The organism is Clostridium sp. AF36-4, assembly GCF_003435975.1.
In the GTDB taxonomy this organism is placed as follows: domain Bacteria; phylum Bacillota; class Clostridia; order Lachnospirales; family Lachnospiraceae; genus Eubacterium_F.
The window spans coordinates 23012-40986 of record NZ_QTVH01000005.1 but is presented as its reverse complement, the minus strand read 5'-3'; the positions used below and the strand labels follow the sequence as shown (position 1 = coordinate 40986).

16 protein-coding genes are annotated in these 17975 nt (G+C 41.0%); 1 reads left to right on the top strand and 15 read right to left on the bottom strand.

The genetic code is table 11. From position 1 onward, the window contains the following. The first annotated feature begins 17 nt into the window (after positions 1–17). Positions 18–218 (top strand): alpha/beta-type small acid-soluble spore protein, encoded by a 201-nt coding sequence (locus DW005_RS03985; RefSeq protein ID WP_022377712.1) that lies wholly within the window; start codon positions 18–20, stop codon positions 216–218. 54 nt (positions 219–272) lie between these two features. Here DW005_RS03985 and DW005_RS03980 read toward each other — a convergent pair whose 3' ends face one another. The 15 genes from DW005_RS03980 to ugpC all read right to left on the bottom strand — a co-directional run bounded on the left by DW005_RS03980 (position 273) and on the right by ugpC (position 17968). Beyond that, on the bottom strand, positions 273–812 hold the full coding sequence (locus DW005_RS03980) for a Holliday junction resolvase RecU (protein ID WP_117478255.1): 540 nt from the start codon (positions 810–812) through the stop codon (positions 273–275). After that, positions 812–1369 carry a DJ-1 family glyoxalase III gene (locus DW005_RS03975; RefSeq protein WP_117478254.1) on the bottom strand — a complete coding sequence of 186 codons (558 nt, stop codon included), beginning with the start codon at positions 1367–1369 and terminating at the stop codon, positions 812–814. Before DW005_RS03975 ends, DW005_RS03980 begins: the two co-directional genes overlap by 1 nt. A 9-nt stretch (positions 1370–1378) precedes the next feature. Next, positions 1379–2323: an RluA family pseudouridine synthase gene (locus DW005_RS03970; protein ID WP_117478253.1), complete on the bottom strand. Its 945-nt coding sequence runs from the start codon at positions 2321–2323 to the stop codon at positions 1379–1381. Between the two features lie 11 nt (positions 2324–2334). Next, positions 2335–2892 (bottom strand): PrgI family protein, encoded by a 558-nt coding sequence (locus DW005_RS03965; protein WP_147324413.1) that lies wholly within the window; start codon positions 2890–2892, stop codon positions 2335–2337. Positions 2893–2939: 47 nt separating this feature from the next. Further along, on the bottom strand, positions 2940–3773 hold the full coding sequence (locus DW005_RS03960) for a M23 family metallopeptidase (protein ID WP_242989356.1): 834 nt from the start codon (positions 3771–3773) through the stop codon (positions 2940–2942). Between the two features lie 45 nt (positions 3774–3818). Then, the gene (gene murI, locus DW005_RS03955) at positions 3819–4622 is read right to left on the bottom strand and encodes a glutamate racemase (protein WP_022377718.1); all 804 of its coding nucleotides are present in this window, start codon (positions 4620–4622) and stop codon (positions 3819–3821) included. Between the two features lie 21 nt (positions 4623–4643). Beyond that, on the bottom strand, positions 4644–8624 hold the full coding sequence (locus DW005_RS03950; RefSeq protein ID WP_117478252.1) for an efflux RND transporter permease subunit: 3981 nt from the start codon (positions 8622–8624) through the stop codon (positions 4644–4646). Positions 8625–8735: 111 nt separating this feature from the next. Continuing rightward, positions 8736–9941 (bottom strand): S41 family peptidase, encoded by a 1206-nt coding sequence (locus DW005_RS03945; protein WP_117478251.1) that lies wholly within the window; start codon positions 9939–9941, stop codon positions 8736–8738. 16 nt (positions 9942–9957) lie between these two features. After that, the gene (locus tag DW005_RS03940; RefSeq protein ID WP_117478250.1) at positions 9958–11151 is read right to left on the bottom strand and encodes a M23 family metallopeptidase; all 1194 of its coding nucleotides are present in this window, start codon (positions 11149–11151) and stop codon (positions 9958–9960) included. A 12-nt stretch (positions 11152–11163) separates the two neighbouring features. Beyond that, a complete protein-coding gene (locus tag DW005_RS03935; RefSeq protein ID WP_242989355.1) occupies positions 11164–12075 on the bottom strand; it encodes a permease-like cell division protein FtsX in 912 nt (303 codons plus the stop codon). After that, entirely contained in the window at positions 12062–12778 is a 717-nt protein-coding gene (ftsE, locus tag DW005_RS03930) for a cell division ATP-binding protein FtsE (protein WP_022377723.1), read from the bottom strand. The genes DW005_RS03935 and ftsE overlap by 14 nt, the downstream gene beginning before the upstream one ends. Positions 12779–12800: 22 nt before the next feature. Continuing rightward, positions 12801–13889 (bottom strand): helix-turn-helix domain-containing protein, encoded by a 1089-nt coding sequence (locus tag DW005_RS03925; protein WP_022377724.1) that lies wholly within the window; start codon positions 13887–13889, stop codon positions 12801–12803. An 85-nt stretch (positions 13890–13974) separates the two neighbouring features. Next, positions 13975–15282, bottom strand: coding sequence for a leucine-rich repeat domain-containing protein (locus DW005_RS03920; RefSeq protein ID WP_117478248.1), 1308 nt, complete (start codon positions 15280–15282; stop codon positions 13975–13977). Positions 15283–15368: 86 nt separating this feature from the next. Continuing rightward, the gene (locus DW005_RS03915; RefSeq protein ID WP_347461421.1) at positions 15369–16715 is read right to left on the bottom strand and encodes an MATE family efflux transporter; all 1347 of its coding nucleotides are present in this window, start codon (positions 16713–16715) and stop codon (positions 15369–15371) included. Between the two features lie 140 nt (positions 16716–16855). Next, positions 16856–17968 carry a sn-glycerol-3-phosphate ABC transporter ATP-binding protein UgpC gene (gene ugpC, locus DW005_RS03910; protein WP_022377727.1) on the bottom strand — a complete coding sequence of 371 codons (1113 nt, stop codon included), beginning with the start codon at positions 17966–17968 and terminating at the stop codon, positions 16856–16858. Positions 17969–17975: the final 7 nt, after the last annotated feature.

Genomic DNA, 17975 nt, shown 5'->3' with positions numbered 1-17975 from the left:
AACGGAGGTGAAAAATCATGACAAACAAAAATTCATCCAAGATGGAAGTACCACAGGCTAAAGAGGCTATGAATCGTTTCAAAATGGAAGTTGCAAACGAGATTGGTGTAAACTTGAAAGATGGTTACAACGGTGACCTTACTTCCCGTGAAGCTGGATCAATCGGCGGCGAGATGGTTCGTCAGATGATTAAGAAACAGGAAGAGAGCATGAAATAATCGCAGCCTAAATGCGAAATAAAAGAGGACAGCCGCTTTGCTGATAAAAATTGCTTAGCGGCTGTCTCTTTGTTCTAAGTCCATTTGCATCTGTTCTAAATAATGGACAAATGTTCCGGAATAGGTCGAAATTTCATATGCGGGATCTAATTCTTCATATTTGAAATGCTTTACTCCGCCCTCTTCCATCCGGCTCCAAAATTCATCTAACTTTGCATACGGCAGATACATAAAGGTATCTTTTGCTTTGAAATAAATCAATAAAAATGCAATGCCGTCCTGCTCCTCAAACTCTTTCATAAAGCGAATCTGATGTTCATGCACATTCGCAAGCGGAAACCGATCAGTCGCACATTCCTTTGCATCAAAGCAAATCGGAATCCCCTGAACGACCCCGATGTAATCCACCGTACTTTTTTGTTCAAAGTAGGCAAGCGTAATATGTCTTGTTGTCTGGTCTATCGTAATCGGTTTAATCGGCGTTGGCACTTTCTGCACTAGTGCCAGTTTCTGCGAGCGGTATTTGTCATTTGTCATATTTATGAGTTCTTCCAAAAAAGAACCGCGAAGTCCTCTCGAATTCCAGGTTGCCATTAATTTTTCTCCCGGTACACAGTTTTATGTGCAATTTCGTCTGACTTTTCTTTTCCCTCAAGCAGCTCCAATAATTTCAAACCAAAATCCATCGTTGTTCCAAGACCGCGGCTTGTCACAATATTACCGTCAACAACGACCGGCTCACGAACTACCGTTGCACCAATCAAATTCTTTTCATGTTGTGGGAAACTGCATGCCGTCTTTCCTTCTAGCAAACCATATTTACCAAGAACTCCAGGTGCCGCACACACGGCTGCAACAATTTTTCCGGCATCATTCATAGCAAGAATTGCCTTTCTGACTGCATCGCTTTCACCCAAATTAATGGTTCCCGGCATTCCTCCCGGAAGAATGACAGCGTCATAATCAAGTACATCCACTTCTCCTAAAACAGCGTCCATCTCAACATTTACGCCATGTGAACTTCTCACAAATTCATCTTCTGTAATTGAAGCCATCGTCACTTCCACACCGCCACGGCGCAGTAAATCAACGACTAAAAGCGCCTCCACGGTTTCATATCCTTCTGCAAATAAAATCACTGCACGTTTCATATTTTTTCCTCACTTTCCAAATTGTTTATTTATCATTTTCGCAAAGTAATCCGGCTCTTTTGCCGTTACTACCCTGCCTGAAAGATTTTTAAGTTCTCCCATATTTTCAGGAAAACACAATGTTTTCGCATGCAAAAAATAATGCTTCATATCCGCTCTCTTTGCTGCACCATATTTTACATCCCCCAATAGCGGATGTCCCAAAGATGCCAGATGTCCGCGAATCTGATGCGTCTTGCCCGTCACCAGCTTCACTTTCAAAAGTGTTACTGTGCCATTGGTCCGTAACGGCTCATACCCGGTCTCAATCCACACACGGTCTTCTCCGTCTTCCGAAAAAATCTGAACCCGGTTTGTCTGTTCATCCTTTTTTAAGTATCCGCGGACAACCGAATGTTCTTTCATAACACCTTCCACAATTGTAAGATAGTACTTATCCATCGTTCGGTCTTTTAAAAGCTCCGACATTTTTTGCAGGCCCCGAAGGCTTTTCCCGGCAATCACAAGACCACTTGTATTCCTGTCAAGCCGGTTGCAAATCCCCGGTTTCAGGCTGTCTTTCGGTGACCACTCACCTTTTTTCTGTAAATAACCAAGTATATATTCTACAAGTGTAACATCCTGAGGCTTCGCCTTTTGAGACAACATACCGGCAGGCTTATTCACAATCAGGACATCCTCATCTTCATAAACAATATCCAAATCTATTACCGGATAAATCACTTTTTTAGTCTCTCCGCGAAATTTCTCAAAGGTCTCATCTGAAAAATACACAGTTACTTTATCGCCCGTTTGCAGCATTTCACTGCCCGTTGCCTTTTTGTCATTTAGCTTGATATTTTTCTTTCGCAGCATTTTATACAAAAAACTTGTCTGCGCCTCTTTGAAATACTTTTCCAGAAACTTAGAAAAACGCTGTCCGCTTTCCTTTGCTCCAATCGTCACCTCTCTCATCGTCTTCTCCACTACATCGCAAGTGAATGTAAATAATCCACCAGTGTTTTTTCCGAATTTTCTGACGCTTCTTCCTGCGTTAAGCGCTGCAGGTGTGAAATCAGTTTTTCATCCGACTCAAACAAGCGCACATGATACGACGGTGCCGTCTTTTTCACAACATCCGTCAAATATTGTTTCAAATACGGCACATCCTGTTTGGACTTCGCAATCACGCCAAGAACATTACCATTTTTCACAAGCAAAAAGTCTAAATGCATAATTTTTTCCGTCGAGGTAAATACATAATCGGTATACAAAACCGCTTGTCCTGCTGCCGTTTTTACTTTATCATACCGCTCTTTCGTAACTCCTTTTTTACGAAACATCGCAATCAGCGCAACCAGATGTTTCGCCGCCGGAAGCACGAGTAACACTGCCATTACAGTAAAAATATTTGCACGCACACCACTCCACAAATATCCGGTTAAAAAAATAGCAACGCCAAGCACTACAAAAAATACAATCCATAAAATTTCTGCTTTCTTACGTTTCGTAAGATATCCCAAGGTACATTTTTCGTACATCATTTTCTTTCCTTTCTTAAATCATGCTTTTTACACACAAATAAAGTTTATCACAAAAACCGTGCGGTGGAAAGAGGCTTTTCCATCGCCTTTAGAATTGGATACGGGTTCACACTGATTTCTTTGTCACCTGCCGTAAAGTAAATTCCAAAATGCAGATGAACCGGAAACTTTCCAACCGTTCCCTCTTTTCCATAACCGCTGTCTCCCATATAACCTAGCAGCTCGCCCGCTTTCACAGTCTTTCCCTGTTTCATCCCCTCCGCGTAGGAAGAAAGATGAGCATAATAAAAATAAGTGCCCGTTTTACTGCGGATTCCAATGCGGTAGCCGCCTAATTCCAGCCATCCGATTTTTTCCACAACACCATCACAGACACTTACAACAGCAAACGTATCTCTTTGATTTTTCGGTGGCATTAAATCCGTCCCCTCATGGAGCCGTTTTCCCCCATAACTGCGGGACATCCCCCATGAATCCTCAAAAGAAATCCCCTCTTTTTCTTTCTTATCTGAGACAACCGGAAAACATTTTATCCCGGAAAGAAGTTTTTGATAGTAAACGGCATAGGGCTCCCATGTTTCTCTTTCCAAAAGGATACGATACCACGATAAGGACGGAAGTGATTTGCTTGTCTTTTCCAGTTTACCGTCCGCATATAAAAAGTCCTTTGCGAACTCTTCATATTCGTCTTTTCCCCATGTTTCAAATCCGGCAAGCCGTTTTGGTACCACCTGAAAATCCCGGATATTTTCTGTATTTTGCTCCCATTTCGGAGTCTTTTTCACTTCCATTTTCCAAAATAACAGTCCACATAAAAATGGCGTCCAGAAAAATAAAATCATGCAAACAAGAAACTTTTTCCAAAAAATCCTTCGCTTCATCTAACGCCTCACATTTTTCTATCTCTAAAATGTATGCGTTATTAACTAATAAGATTCAATATCTACCACCGTTGTATTTTCCACCTGATATGGCAGAATGGAATTGGCAAAAGAACGGAACTGGTCCACACCATCACTGACAAAAAATTTGTGCTCCGGTTTCTCACCGGATACATTCAGTAAATCTTTTTCCTTTAACAGATCCTTTAACGATTTTGCCGTTTCATAAGCAGGGTTCACCAGTTTTACCGACTCACCCATTTCACGCCCAATCACACCGCGCAAAAGCGGATAATGAGTACATCCCAAAACAAGCGCATCAATCTCATACTCTTTCATATCATGCAGATATCTGGAAACAACATCTTCCGTAATACGGTCTTCAAACAGCCCCTCTTCCACAAGAGGTACAAATAGCGGACACGCTTTACTCACTACCGTCAATTCCGGATTTATTTTGTGAAGATAGCTCTCATAAATTCCACTTTTTATTGTACTCTGGGTTCCAATCACGCCAATTTTGTTATTCTTAGTCGATGCCGCCGCCATTCTCGCTCCCGGCTGCACCACGTCAATCACCGGCACATCCACCATATCTTCAAGTTCCTCTCTGGCAAGTGCACTGGCTGTATTGCAGGCAATTACAATTGCTTTAACATCCTGTGTCAGGAGAAATTTAGCAATCTGCTTGCTATATTTACAAACTGTATTTTTTGATTTGGAACCATATGGCACACGGGCTGTATCTCCAAAATAAACAAGACTTTCCCCCGGAATCTGCCGCATAATCTCTTTTGCCACTGTCAATCCGCCAATTCCCGAATCAAACACGCCAATCGGTGCATTCATAATCCTTCCTCCAATCTGTTCTTATTCTTTTTCGTCCATTGCTTCTTCTATCATAGATTCTTCATCTACTGTTTTTTCTCTCATATCTTTTTTGCGGTTTAACAAATCATAAATACATGGTACAACAAACAACGTAAGCAGCGTACCATATACCAGACCACCAATCGTAACAATTGCCATCGGTCTTGTCATATCCGCTCCCATACTGCTGCCGGCAACCATTGGAATCAAACCAAGTACCGTCGTCAATGCCGTCATCAGAATCGGACGAAGTCTCGTTACGCCTGCTTCCTCAATTGCCTGTCGTTTCTCGACACCGCTTCGGCGTAACTGATTGATATAATCCACAAGCACAATACCATTGTTTACAATAATACCGGAAAGCATTACAAATCCAATCATGGCAATGACACTGACGTCACTTCCCGAAATCCACAGTCCAAGGAAACCTCCCGTAAAGGCAAGCGGAATCGTGAACAAAATGATAAATGGAGATAACAGCGACTGGAACTGTGCCACCATAATCAAATACATCAAAAGCACACCAAGTACCATCATCAAAAGCACCTGTCCCATTGCTTCTGTGGTTGCTTCATTTTCACCATCTAATTCCATTTCATAACCGGCCGGTTTCTTTGTCTGGTTTACGATTTTTTCAACCTCTCTCGAAACGTCGCTTACCACATAACCATCCTTGATATCCGCTTTTACAGCAATATATCTGGTCTGCCCTTTGCGATAAATCGATTTTGGCGAATCCGCAGTGCTAAAATCAGCAATCTTACTAAGAGAAACCTTTTTTGTCTTCTGAGTCATCGAATCGGTGTAATCAATTTTCAGATTTTTGACATCATTTCTTGTCAAGTCCTCATCCTCCGCCGAGTTGACATAAACACCTAAATCATCGGTATCATTCGATACCGTAGAAGACGAAGAAGCCTCTTTTACTTTTGCATAAATCTGCTGATAAACCTGAGCCACCGTAAGTGAATAACGCATTGCTTTCGCTTTATCCACAGTAATGCGGTACTCTTTACCGGCATCTTCCAGACCATTCGTAATGTTATCAAGACCATCTACTTTTTCAAGTTTCTTCATCATATCTTCCGAAATCGTCTGCAATTTATCCAAATCTTTTCCTTTAATATTGATGGTGACACCATCGCCCATCAGGGCACTCATATCCATCGCAGAAGCATTTACTTCTACTTTCCCCTCAATATTTTTCGTTTTTTCCGTAATCAGTTTTGTGATTTCTTCATTGCTTAACTGCCTATCGTCCTTCAAAATGATATACATAGTTACGGTATTTTCACCGCCGGAACCGGTAAGCATCGACATGGATGAACCCGTTCCTGTATAGGCACCAACTGATTCAACATCCGAAATCTCACGGATTTTTTCAACCACTTGATTGGACGCTTTTTTCGTATCCGCCAGTTTTGTTCCATTATCCATCGTAAGCGTAGCCGTCATCTGCGTACTTTCCATATCCGGCATCATGGAAAATCCTCTGCCGGCTGCCAATGCCGCAAACAATATAAGGAGAACAACCGAGCCAGCCAAAACAAGCCACTTAAACCGCAGCACCCATTGAATTGCCCTGCCATACGCACGCTGAACTGCCGCAATAATCTTTGACTCTTTCTTTGGCTTTCTCTTAATTAATCCGGCCGACATTGCCGGAACTAAGGTAAGTGCTACAAGAAGACTTGCTCCCAGTGTGTAAGCAAGGGTAAGCGCCAAGTCGACGAATAACTGCTTTGTCACACCTTCTGTAAAAATAATCGGTGCGAACACACAAACCGTTGTCAGTGTAGATGCCACGATAGCTCCTGCCACCTGGCTTGCTCCCTCAATTGCTGCACGCTTCGTTGAAATCCCATGCTGCTTAAGACGGAAAACGTTTTCAATTACGACAACCGAGTTATCCACAAGCATACCAACACCAAGTGCCAAACCGGATAAGGAAATAATATTCAGTGTTACACCGCTAAAGTACATCGCTACAACTGCTGCAATTACGCTGAGCGGAATCGAGCAGGCAACGATAAAGGTTGGCCGCCAGTCGCGCAGGAAAAACAGCAGAATCAAAATAGCAAGCAACCCACCAAGCAAAAGATTTTGCACTACAGCATCCACTACAAGGTCAATGTATACCCCCTGATTCATCAAAACAGAAACATGCAGTCCCTGATTGTCTTTCTGCAACTGGTCAAAACGTTCCGTCAGTGCACTCGTTACGTCTCCGGTTGAAAATCCGGACTGTTTCTGTAACGTAACAAGTACCGCCGGGTTGCCGTTTACTACGGTATACACATCATCCGAGTTATCCGTAACCGCAATATCTGCCACATCTGAAAGTTTAATCGGGTCTAAACCATCCAAATCCATATCGCAGACAACGAGGTTTTTGATTTCTTTCTCGGATTGAATCTTATCACCTACACGTACAAGGTAAGAAGCATCTCCTTCGGTAATATAACCGGACGGCATATCAAAGTTCTGCGCTTTTAATACATTTTCAACCATTTCCTTTGTAATGATTTTTTTCAGGTTCGCATTACTTTTTGTCGTTTTTTTCGAGTCCTTTAACTGTTTATCTGCTTCATCTAACTTATTTTTTCCATTATCCATTTGTGCTTCCGAAACACTTAACTGGATACTGGAAAGAATTTTCTGTTTATTTAGCTGTTCGGTCGCTTCCGTTGTCGAAATCTGACCTTTCTCTAATTTCTTCTTTGTTGCATTTAGTTTTTTCAGACCGGCATTGATTTTTTTCTTTGCCGCTGTAATTTTGGCTTTATTCTTTGCCAGCGTTTTCTCTTGGGTTTCCACCTGCTTAAGTCCGCTGTTTGCTGAAGTAAGTGCCGTATTCACTTCGTTTACTTTGGATGGAAGCATTTCTTCCGTAATGCCGGCATCCTTCAATTTGCCACGGACAACCTGTAACTGTGCCTGAACCGACGCTAAAGAAGTACTCAGTTCCTGTGAATTCCCACCGACATTCTCAAGCTGCGTTTTCAGAGATGTCTCCTGAACTTTGAGCTTTTCAAGCGTCGTGTTCAGTGTCGTAAGCTGCGTCTGCGTCGCCGTCAGTGTCTTAATTGTATTTGTCAGTTTTGTTTTATTGGCAGCGAGCGAGGCAAGCCCCGTATTTAACTGTTTTTCACTCTTTTTAAGCGTTGCCTGCTGCTTTTTAATATTCGTAATATTTTCATTAATAACTTTCAGGCCATCCTTAATTTTATCCGATGCCTGACTAAGTTTCGTCTCTCCCTTCGCCATCTTATCGGCGGCGGTCTCTTTTCCATTCTTTAATTTGTTTTTGCCATTTTCCAGTTTCTTCTTTCCTTCATCAATCTTATCCTGTGCATCACTTAATTTTCCTTCAATCGCCTTTTGCACAAGCTCATTCATCTTGTCAATCTTATCCTGCTGAATAATGACCTGAATCTTTTTCTCAATAGAACCGGATTCATTGACAGAGGCAACTCCCTCCACACTCTCCAATTCCGGAATAATTTCCTTTTCCGCCTTTTTCGTAACTTCCGCACTGTCTAATTTATCATAATCCAGTGCCGCCACCATAATCGGCATCATGTCGGGATTCATTTTCATAATTGTCGGATTTCCGATGGAATCATCAAACTGCGATGTCACCATATCAAGGCTTTCTCTCATATCTACAACTGTAGAACCCATATCCGTTCCATCATTAAATGACATAACAACCATTGACATATTCTGGATGGAAATAGATTGCAGTTCTTTGACGTTGTTGATACGCTCCATCGCCTGCTCCACCGGTTCGGAAACAGCCTTTTCTACTTCTTCCGGACTTGCTCCCGGATATGTAGTCATAACAAGTGCATACGGAAATTCCATATTTGGCAGAAAATCCGTACTCATATTTTGAAATGACAAAAATCCGAGTACCAGACATATAACAACCGCAACCAATACGGTAAATGGTTTGCGAACACTGAACTTAGATAACATCTGAAAGTTCCTCCCTTTTTCTAAAATGACTATTAGTCGAGTATAACACCGTTTGATTCGCTAACGCAACTCTAGGAGAGACACAAAATGTGAAATTTTTGTGTCTTTTACTTATTCGGCTGTTTTTTCATTTATCACTTCCACTGCTTTTTGCAGCTGGTAATCGTCTTTTCCACCGAATTGCTTCAAATCAGAAGGATTCTTTGCTTCCACATCCGGAGTCAACCCTTTGCCCTGAATACATCTGCCGCTTGGCAGCAAATATTCCCCGGTTGTCAGTTTAATTCCGCCACCACACGATTTTTCCAGAGAAAAAATAGTCTGTACAATTCCTTTCCCAAAACTTTTCACACCGACTAACGAAGCCGCTTTCCGGTCTTGCATACAGCCGGCAAAAACTTCCGAAGCACTGGCACTTCCCCCATTAATCAAAACTGTCACCGGCTTATCAAAATGCTTTTCATCGGTTGAGGTATATACTTTATCACCATTTACCTTATTTTTTTCCGTTATCAGTTTTCCTTTTGGAAGCATCCGGTCAAGAATATCCACAACCGCCGTCAGTGAACCACCGCCATTGCCTCGCAAATCTACAACCAATCCCTTCTGTCCCTTCTTCTCTAAGTCAGAAAGCGCATTCTCGTATTGTTTTACCGTTTCCTTTGTAAAAGAAGTAATGGCAATATAACCGGTTTTCCCGGACAACATCCGATGTGTAACCGTCTGATTAACAATCTTTTCACAGGTCACCGTAATTTTCTTCTTTATCTTTTCTCCATTTTCTTCCCGCAAAACAACGAGTTCTGATTTTTTTCCTTCTTTTCCTTTAATCTTCTGAATCGTATCATTTAATGACAATTTTGTTACGTCCTCGCCATTTACAGAAAGCAGAATATCTCCGGCTTTTAATCCGGCTTTCTGTGCCGGTCTGCCTTTCTGCACTTCCTGAATCGTCTTGTTTTTTGTTTTTTCATCGTAGCGCACACTTGCACCGATTCCCTCGTAATCTCCTTCTACATCTTCCATACTGCTTTTTAATTCTTCACTGGTAAAATACGCTGAATACTTATCGCCAAGTGCCGCTACCATTCCTTTTGCGGCATATTCCGAAATTGTTTGATCCGATACATCGTCCTTCCAGTAATAGCTGTCAATGTACGATTCCACAATTTCTGCACGGTTTCTAATATCCGACGCAAGAGAGGACGCCGGCAGAATCTGTATATCTAAAAAATACATGACAAGAAAAAATGTCATAGAAAACAATACGCCAACAAATATTCCGGCAAAAAAACCACTGCCTCGTCTTTTCCTCATCTTTCACAATCCTCCATTATCTCGAAATATAATTTAACGGGTTCACATAACTTCCATTTTTCGTAACACCAAAATGGAGATGTGCTCCGGTCGATATACCGGTCGAGCCAACATACCCGATTACTTGTCCTTTTGTTACCTGTTTTCCGGCACTCACTGCAAGTCTGGAACAGTGCATATATACCGTATACAAACGGTTGCCATGCGAAATCATAATATAATTTCCGGCACTCGAACTATACGTAGCGGTCACTACTTTTCCGCTGCCGGCTGCTAATATCGGCGTTCCCGAAGGTGCAGCCAAATCGACACCTTTATGATATGTGCTGGCACCTGCAGTCGGACTTTTTCTGCCACCAAATCCCGAAGAAATACGTCCGGCGCCACCTTTTAACGGCCAGCCAAGTCCTGTTGTGCTGCCGCCGGAATTTCCGCCGCCTGCCGCCATTTCACGGTCAATCTCATCCTGTTTTTTCTGAAGCAGTGCTTCCACCTGATTTTCCGCTTCCAGCGCTTTTTTCGTGTACTCACTTACTTGATCCTGCGATTTTTCCATCGCTTTATCAATCTTATCCAATTCTGTTTTTTTATCCGCCTTTAACTCGGACACCGCTTGCTTTTCTTCCCTTGTTTTTGTTTCTAATTCCTTTAACTCATTTGTCTGCTGTTCACGCTGTTTCTCCTTTTGCTGCACCGTAAGTGCTGCCTTCTTAAAATGCGCAAACACTTTGTTATCATATTCGGAAATTTTTTCAACATACTCTGAGCGGTTCAACAAATCAGAAATACTTTTTGCTCCAAATATAATATCAAGATATTCCTGATTTCCATTTTCATACATATATTTTATGCGCCGCTTCATCGTCGTATACTGCTTTTCTTTTTCCTTCTGTGCCTTTGCTAATTCCTTCTGAATTGCCTTTAACTTTTTTCCAGACGACGTAACCTGTGCATGAAGTTTCTCTAATTCTTCTTCCAGAGATGCTGTTTTTTTATCTAACTTCTCAATATATTTTAAGGTATCGTCTTTATCGGCCTGAATCTCTTCAATTTCCTTTTGCAGACTATCCGCCTTGTTTTCCCATTCTTTCTGCTGTTTTTCTGTTTCTTTAATCTGCTTGTCATAGTTTGTGGCACCTACGTTTTGTCCAAACACAGAAAGCGACACAACGCCACACAATATGCCACACAACAGCCATTTTCTTCTCATCTTTATCACTTCCTAAATATTTAAATTTCTCCGCACCGTAATAAAACTGCCAAAGAATCCAATTCCAACACCCAAAATCAGTGAAATCGGAACTAACATCACAAAAACTTCTCCTGTCGTAAGGAAAGCAAGTCCCTCCGAAAAAAGAGAAAAATGTGTTGTTATATAAGTAAGAATCCGTCCATACGAAATTCCAAGCACAATAAGCGGAAGAATTGAACCAATCAAACCAATCACTATGCCTTCCACAATAAACGGCGCCCAGATAAAAAAGTCAGACGCTCCCATCAGACGCATAATCGCAATTTCCGGTTTTCTTACGGCGATTCCGGTCGCAATTGTCGAATGAATCAAAAATACGGATACAAGTAAAAGCACAACAATCAGCACCAGTGACACACCACCAACCAGTTTATTAACACTCGAAAAGCCTTCTTCGATTTCATCCGCTTCCTTAATCCTTCGGATTCCTTTTACGTTTTTTAAGTATTCTACTAACGTAGACTGTCGTTCCAAATCCTTGCAGTAAATAGCATAAGATGCTGATTCCGCTAACGGATTATCATCCCCAAAGCTTTCTGCCAGTTCCGGTGTCTTAGAAAAGTTTTCCTGTTTAAAGTCTTCCCATGCCTGTGCAGCAGAAATGTATTCTATCCGCTCCACTTCATCTCTTTTCTCAATTTTTTGTCCAATATCAGCAATCTGTTTTTCCGAAAGATTTTCTTCAAAAAATACAGAAATTCCCACTGACTGTTCTGCCGAGTGAAGAATATTCTGAAAATTACTAAGCACAAAATAAAACAAGCCGAATACAAATAGACAGGCTGCAATCGTTCCCATGGAAGCTAGGGTAAACATCCGGTTTTTTCTCAGATTTGCTAGTCCTTGTTTGATGCTGTGAAAAAATAAATTAATCCCCTTCAACCTGATAACCACCTTTCTTTTCATCTCTTACCAAAACGCCATCCTCTAAATTTATAACACGCTTTTGCATGACATCCACAACATCATTATTATGAGTTACAACAACAACTGTTGTACCCATTTTGTTTACTTCCTCCAACAACATCATAATATCCCATGCTGTCTTGGGGTCAAGATTTCCCGTCGGCTCGTCCGCCAGCAAAATGGTCGGCTGGTTAATCAGTGCTCTGGCAATCGCTACACGCTGCTGCTCTCCGCCGGATAATTCGTGCGGATACATCTTCTCTTTCCCTTTTAACCCAACCATCTCTAACATAATTGGAACATTTCTTGCAATATCCCTTTTGGTCATGCCGATGATTTCCTGTGCAAAGGCAACATTTTCAAATACCGTCTTATTCTTTAATAGACGAAAATCCTGAAATACCACACCAATCTTTCTCCGGTATAACGAAACCTGTTTGCGCTTCAAATTCGTCACCTGTCTGCCACCGACAAATATACGGCCTTCGGTCGGATTTAACTCTTTTAAAAGCAATTTAATAAAAGTGGACTTGCCAGATCCACTTTTACCAACTACGAATACAAATTCGCCTTTATGAATGCGAATGGATACATCACTTAGCGCTTCCACACCTGTAGAATACTGCTTACTGATATGATCCATTGCAATAATAGGTATCACCTTTTTCTTTGTTTCCATGATACAAAACCTCTCTCGTCAATTAATACTCAATGGTCTCCAAATAGTTCATATACTTCACAACCATCAACGCAATGCGGAATGTAATCGCATCCTCAAACACACGCAAATCAAGTCCGGTGCTCTTTTGCAATTTATCCAAACGATAAACAAGCGTATTTCGATGGATGTAAAGCTGTCTCGATGTTTCCGAAACATTTAAGTTATTTTCAAAGAACTTGTTAATTGTCGTCAAGGTTTCTTCGTCGAAATTATCCGGTGTGTTGTCATCGAAAATTTCTTTAATAAACATTTTGCAAAGTGGCAGCGGAAGCTGGTAAATCAGCCGTCCAATTCCCAGATTACTATACGCCATTACCTTTTTGTCACTGTAAAAGATCTTTCCAACATCCAGTGCCATCTTCGCTTCTTTATAGGATCTTGAAACTTCCTTGATATCCTTGATAATCGTTCCAAACGCCACACGTACACGTGCCATTGCCTCAGTATTTAACATATCTACGATAACCTGTGCGGTTTTCTCCAAATCCTCGTAAGTATCTTTGTCCTTAATTTCTTTTACGATAATGATGTTTTTCTCATCCACTGCCGTGATGAAATCCTTGTTGCCACCGGCAAACATGCTGCGTACAGTCTCTAAGGCACCATTATCTTTTTCCTTACTTGTCTCTACAATATAAACAACCCGGCGTGCGTTCATCTCGATATGAAGTTTCTTCGCACGGTTAAAAATATCAACCAAAAGGAGGTTATCAAGCAAAAGATTCTTAATAAAGTTATCTTTGTCATAACGTTCTTTATAGGCAACTAATAAGTTCTGAATCTGGAATACAACAATCTTTCCAATCATATATACATCCTCGGCCTCTCCCTTTGCCACAACAATGTATTCTAGCTGGCTCTCATCATAAACCTTAAAAAACTGGTATCCCAAAATCGCCTGACTGTCTGCCGGCGAATCCGCAAATATCTTAACAGTCGCACAGTAATCTTCACTGTCACCTGCCGTCTCTGCCAATACATTTCCATCGGCATCCACTACACTAAGGTCTATTTTTGTAATTCCTTTTACACCATCAATTGTATTTTGCAAAATCTGGTTTGATATCATTTATGCCCCTCCTTAAATGCTCCTTTTGTACTTTTCGTTCACAACACCTCATTTCTCCCCATTGTATCATTTATTCGGGTTATTGTCAAAAGGTCTTAAGCTTCACAAATTGAAGGGCATCATTTTTCTTATACCATTTTTTGTACTTTTTCAAGGATGCTTTCGGCACATACACATCTCTGAAAATTGGAAGATAACAATAATTTTTATCATTATTCTGTGTCAGTTTCGGTGGATTCTTAGAACGAAAATAAACTTTTGTCGTCGTCACATAACCGGCACGATAAAATTCACCCCATGCTCCCTGTAATGTCTTTACACTTGCCCCGATATCCAATTTCTTCAACTGACGACTGCCGCAAAGAGAAGCATCCTCACTAATCAGTTTTACCTTATTTCCTATTTTTACTACATTCTTTTTCGCAACAGCAATTAATAACTTACCACTCTTTTTCTCGTAAATGCACTGTCCCTGTTTTCCCAAGCGTTTGTTTTTCTTAGAAATACTTACCTTCGTTATCTTCTTTCCGGCAATGGCATCTTTACCAATTATTTTCACCTTCTTGCCAAGATAAACACTTGTTGCTTTTCCTGCTTTGAGTGCATTATCCGCAATCGAAGTAACACTATCAGGAACTGTAATTTTATTTTTCGCCGGCACTGCCCAGATAAGCTTTGTCCCCTTCTTATTTAATAACAGGCCTTTCTGCATTTTAAAACTTTTATTTTCCTTCGAAAGTGTGACTTTGGAAAGTTTCGGACAGGCGGAAAAGGATGTGTAATTGTCAAAGGAAGCAAGTGATTTTGGCAATTGCACTTCCTTAAGACTCTTACAGCCATAAAATGTTTCCGCACTAATTTTCTGCACACCGTCTGGAATTGTAATACTCTTAACTTTACGAAGTCCGCTAAGCGCTGTTGACTCTAATATCGTCAAGTTCTTTGGCAGAACAACGGATTCAACATTTATCGTCTTTTCGCTCCAGCCGTCAACACCATGTGCATACTCAACGGTCACACCGGAAATGTTTTGGTTAAATTCATCTGCATCTTCCAATTTGCAAAGTGCCGTGTCATAACCTACTCTTGTCACAACAGCTCCTTCTACCGCATCCGGAAACTTTAAGGATTTTGTCTTGTTTGTTGTTTCTACAAGATAAATCCATGCATTTTTTCCATCTTCGGATAAATACGCATGATATGTAGCTTCCGAACCTTTATAGGTTACCTCTTTGCCTATATTCCATCCCGCCAGTGTGCTTTGGCTTTTTGTGTCAGCCGCTTTCACAATAGCAGGCTGTCCGTTATTTGAAAATCCCATACTTAAACCGCCGCCAAGCAATGACATAGACAACAGTAACGCTCCACCCAGTATTCTTTTGTTTCTCATCATAATAAAACCTCCTTTTGTATTGTCTTTATATATAAGACGATTCAAAAGGAGGAAAAGTTGCAAAAAAACAATTTTTTATATTATTTTTATTCCTTATCCGGCAGCGGTTTGATGATTTTTTTGTAAATCCTCATAAGAAATATCGTTGATACCGCAAGTGACATACCCTCCGCAATCGGGAATGACCACCAAGTGGCATGCAAGCCGCCAAAATGAGCCAGAAGATATGCAGCCGGAATCAGTACGACAAGCTGACGCATAACCGAAACCACCATGCTGTAAACAGCCTTTCCCAAAGACTGGAATACCGTACCTGCAATAATGCAGAACCAAGCAATCAAAAAGTGGATTCCAATAATACGAAGTGCCGGAACTCCAATTGTAAGCATCGCTGTCGAAGCCTCAAACAATCCCAGTAATTTGTCCGGAATCAGTTCAAATCCCAAGAAACCAATAAACATCAAACAGAACGATACAACCAGACTCATTTTAATCGTTTTTATCATTCTGTGCTTTTTCTGTGCTCCGTAGTTATAGGCAATAATCGGTGTAATTCCATTATTCAATCCAAACAATGGCATAAAGAAGAAACTCTGCAATTTAAAATAAACACCAAATACTGCTGTTGCCGTCGAAGAAAATCCAATCAAAATCCGATTCATGCAATAAGTCATAACAGAACCAATTGACTGCATAATAATGGATGGAATTCCAATCGCATAAATTGGTCCGATAATTTTAGCACTCGGACGGAACCCTTTGATTTTCAAATCCACCTCATGATTAAATTTCACATTAAATACAGCAGAAAGAATCGCCGCTCCACACTGTCCGATTACGGTTGCCACAGCCGCACCGGTAACGCCCATTGCCGGTGCACCAAGCAGCCCAAAAATCAAAATCGGATCTAAAATAATATTGATAACCGCACCGGTAAGCTGGGAGAGCATTGTATACACAGTTTTCCCCGTAGAAGTCAACAGTCGCTCAAAATACATCTGACAAAAAACACCAATGGAAAATATCATGACTGTACTCAAATAGTCAACGCCCATTCCATAAATCGGAGAACTTGTCCCATTTAACTGTCCTACATAAAATGGTTTTACTACCGTAAGACCAAGGATTAAAAATACAACATAGCTGAGGACTGTCAAAAAAGCACCATTCATCGCAACATCATTCGCCTTCTTAAAATCCTTTTCTCCCAACGCCCTTGACAAAAGAGCATTCACACCTACACAGGTACCGCCGCCAACCGCAAAAATTAACGTCTGAAGCGGAAAGGCAAGGGAAACCGCAGACAAAGCATCCTCCGATAACTTCGCCACAAAAATACTATCTACAATATTATAAAGTGCCTGAACCAGCATGGATAACATCATTGGGAGCGACATACTAAATAACAGCCTGCCGACCGGCATGACACCCATTTTATTCTCTTCCGGCACTGCCCTACTCTTACTTTCGTTACTCACTCATATAACCTCCTTTTTTAGTTGTAAAACTCTTACGCCACAAAAAGGGCGTCTCCTTAAGAAGACGCCCAGCAAAAACATGTTATGTGCTAAGACTAGTTTGTAATTGTTTCCTGTGTTTCTTTATCAAACAAGTGAATCTTAGAACCATCCAAAGCAATCTTAATTGTATCACCAGGACGAGCTGTTGTACGAGGGTTTACACGTACAGTAATGTCAAATGTCTCAACTGTGAAGTACAAGAATACTTCTGCCCCAAGCATCTCGTATACTTTAACAGTAGCTTCCAGTGTAGTATCCGGAGAGTTGCTGATGAACATCTCTTCATCTTTAATATCCTCTGGACGAATACCAAAGGTAACTGTCTTATCTTCATATCCATTATCAATCAACTTCTTAGCTTTATTCTCCGGAAGTTTAATGGAGTTAGAACCAAACATCAAACGTACTTCAGAACCGGATACAACTACTTTTGCATCGATGAAGTTCATCTGAGGAGAACCGATAAATCCGGCAACAAACAAGTTGTTTGGTCTCATATACAAATCAAGTGGAGAATCAACCTGCTGCACAACTCCATCTTTCATAACAACGATACGAGTACCCAGTGTCAAAGCCTCTGTCTGGTCATGTGTTACGTAGATAATTGTTGTTTCCAGTCTCTGATGCAATTTAGAAATCTCGATACGCATCTGTACACGGAGTTTTGCATCCAAGTTAGAAAGCGGCTCATCCATCAGGAACACTTTAGGATCACGTACGATTGCACGTCCCATAGCAACACGCTGTCTCTGACCACCGGACAAAGCTTTTGGTTTACGATCAAGCAAGTGCTCGATATCAAGGATTTTAGCTGCTTCATGTACAAGGCGGTCAATCTGGTCTTTTGCAACTTTTCTCAGTTTCAAACCAAATGCCATATTGTCATATACGGACATATGTGGATACAAAGCGTAGTTCTGGAATACCATCGCGATATCTCTGTCTTTTGGCTCAACGTCGTTCACCAATTTATCACCAATCCACAACTCACCACTGGAAATCTCTTCCAAGCCGGCAATCATACGAAGTGTAGTAGATTTACCACATCCGGATGGTCCTACGAAAATAATAAACTCTTTGTCTTCAATCTCTAAGTTAAAGTCCTTAACAGCGTGAAAGCCGTTTGGATATACTTTATTGATGTTTTTTAAAGATAAACTTGCCATTTGAAAT

What these genes read in the sequence shown, in the direction of transcription:
- DW005_RS03915 (WP_347461421.1), bottom strand. Translation starts at nt 16,715, where the DNA reads ATGGGTGTCATGCCGGTCGGCAGGCTGTTATTTAGTATGTCGCTCCCA.
- DW005_RS03920 (WP_117478248.1), bottom strand. Translation starts at nt 15,282, where the DNA reads ATGATGAGAAACAAAAGAATACTGGGTGGAGCGTTACTGTTGTCTATG.
- DW005_RS03945 (WP_117478251.1), bottom strand. Translation starts at nt 9,941, where the DNA reads ATGAGGAAAAGACGAGGCAGTGGTTTTTTTGCCGGAATATTTGTTGGC.
- DW005_RS03975 (WP_117478254.1), bottom strand. Translation starts at nt 1,369, where the DNA reads ATGAAACGTGCAGTGATTTTATTTGCAGAAGGATATGAAACCGTGGAG.
- DW005_RS03970 (WP_117478253.1), bottom strand. Translation starts at nt 2,323, where the DNA reads ATGAGAGAGGTGACGATTGGAGCAAAGGAAAGCGGACAGCGTTTTTCT.
- DW005_RS03940 (WP_117478250.1), bottom strand. Translation starts at nt 11,151, where the DNA reads ATGAGAAGAAAATGGCTGTTGTGTGGCATATTGTGTGGCGTTGTGTCG.
- ftsE (WP_022377723.1), bottom strand. Translation starts at nt 12,778, where the DNA reads ATGGAAACAAAGAAAAAGGTGATACCTATTATTGCAATGGATCATATC.
- murI (WP_022377718.1), bottom strand. Translation starts at nt 4,622, where the DNA reads ATGAATGCACCGATTGGCGTGTTTGATTCGGGAATTGGCGGATTGACA.
- DW005_RS03925 (WP_022377724.1), bottom strand. Translation starts at nt 13,889, where the DNA reads ATGATATCAAACCAGATTTTGCAAAATACAATTGATGGTGTAAAAGGA.
- DW005_RS03965 (WP_147324413.1), bottom strand. Translation starts at nt 2,892, where the DNA reads ATGATGTACGAAAAATGTACCTTGGGATATCTTACGAAACGTAAGAAA.
- ugpC (WP_022377727.1), bottom strand. Translation starts at nt 17,968, where the DNA reads ATGGCAAGTTTATCTTTAAAAAACATCAATAAAGTATATCCAAACGGC.
- DW005_RS03960 (WP_242989356.1), bottom strand. Translation starts at nt 3,773, where the DNA reads ATGAAGCGAAGGATTTTTTGGAAAAAGTTTCTTGTTTGCATGATTTTA.
- DW005_RS03950 (WP_117478252.1), bottom strand. Translation starts at nt 8,624, where the DNA reads ATGTTATCTAAGTTCAGTGTTCGCAAACCATTTACCGTATTGGTTGCG.
- DW005_RS03985 (WP_022377712.1), top strand. Translation starts at nt 18, where the DNA reads ATGACAAACAAAAATTCATCCAAGATGGAAGTACCACAGGCTAAAGAG.
- DW005_RS03980 (WP_117478255.1), bottom strand. Translation starts at nt 812, where the DNA reads ATGGCAACCTGGAATTCGAGAGGACTTCGCGGTTCTTTTTTGGAAGAA.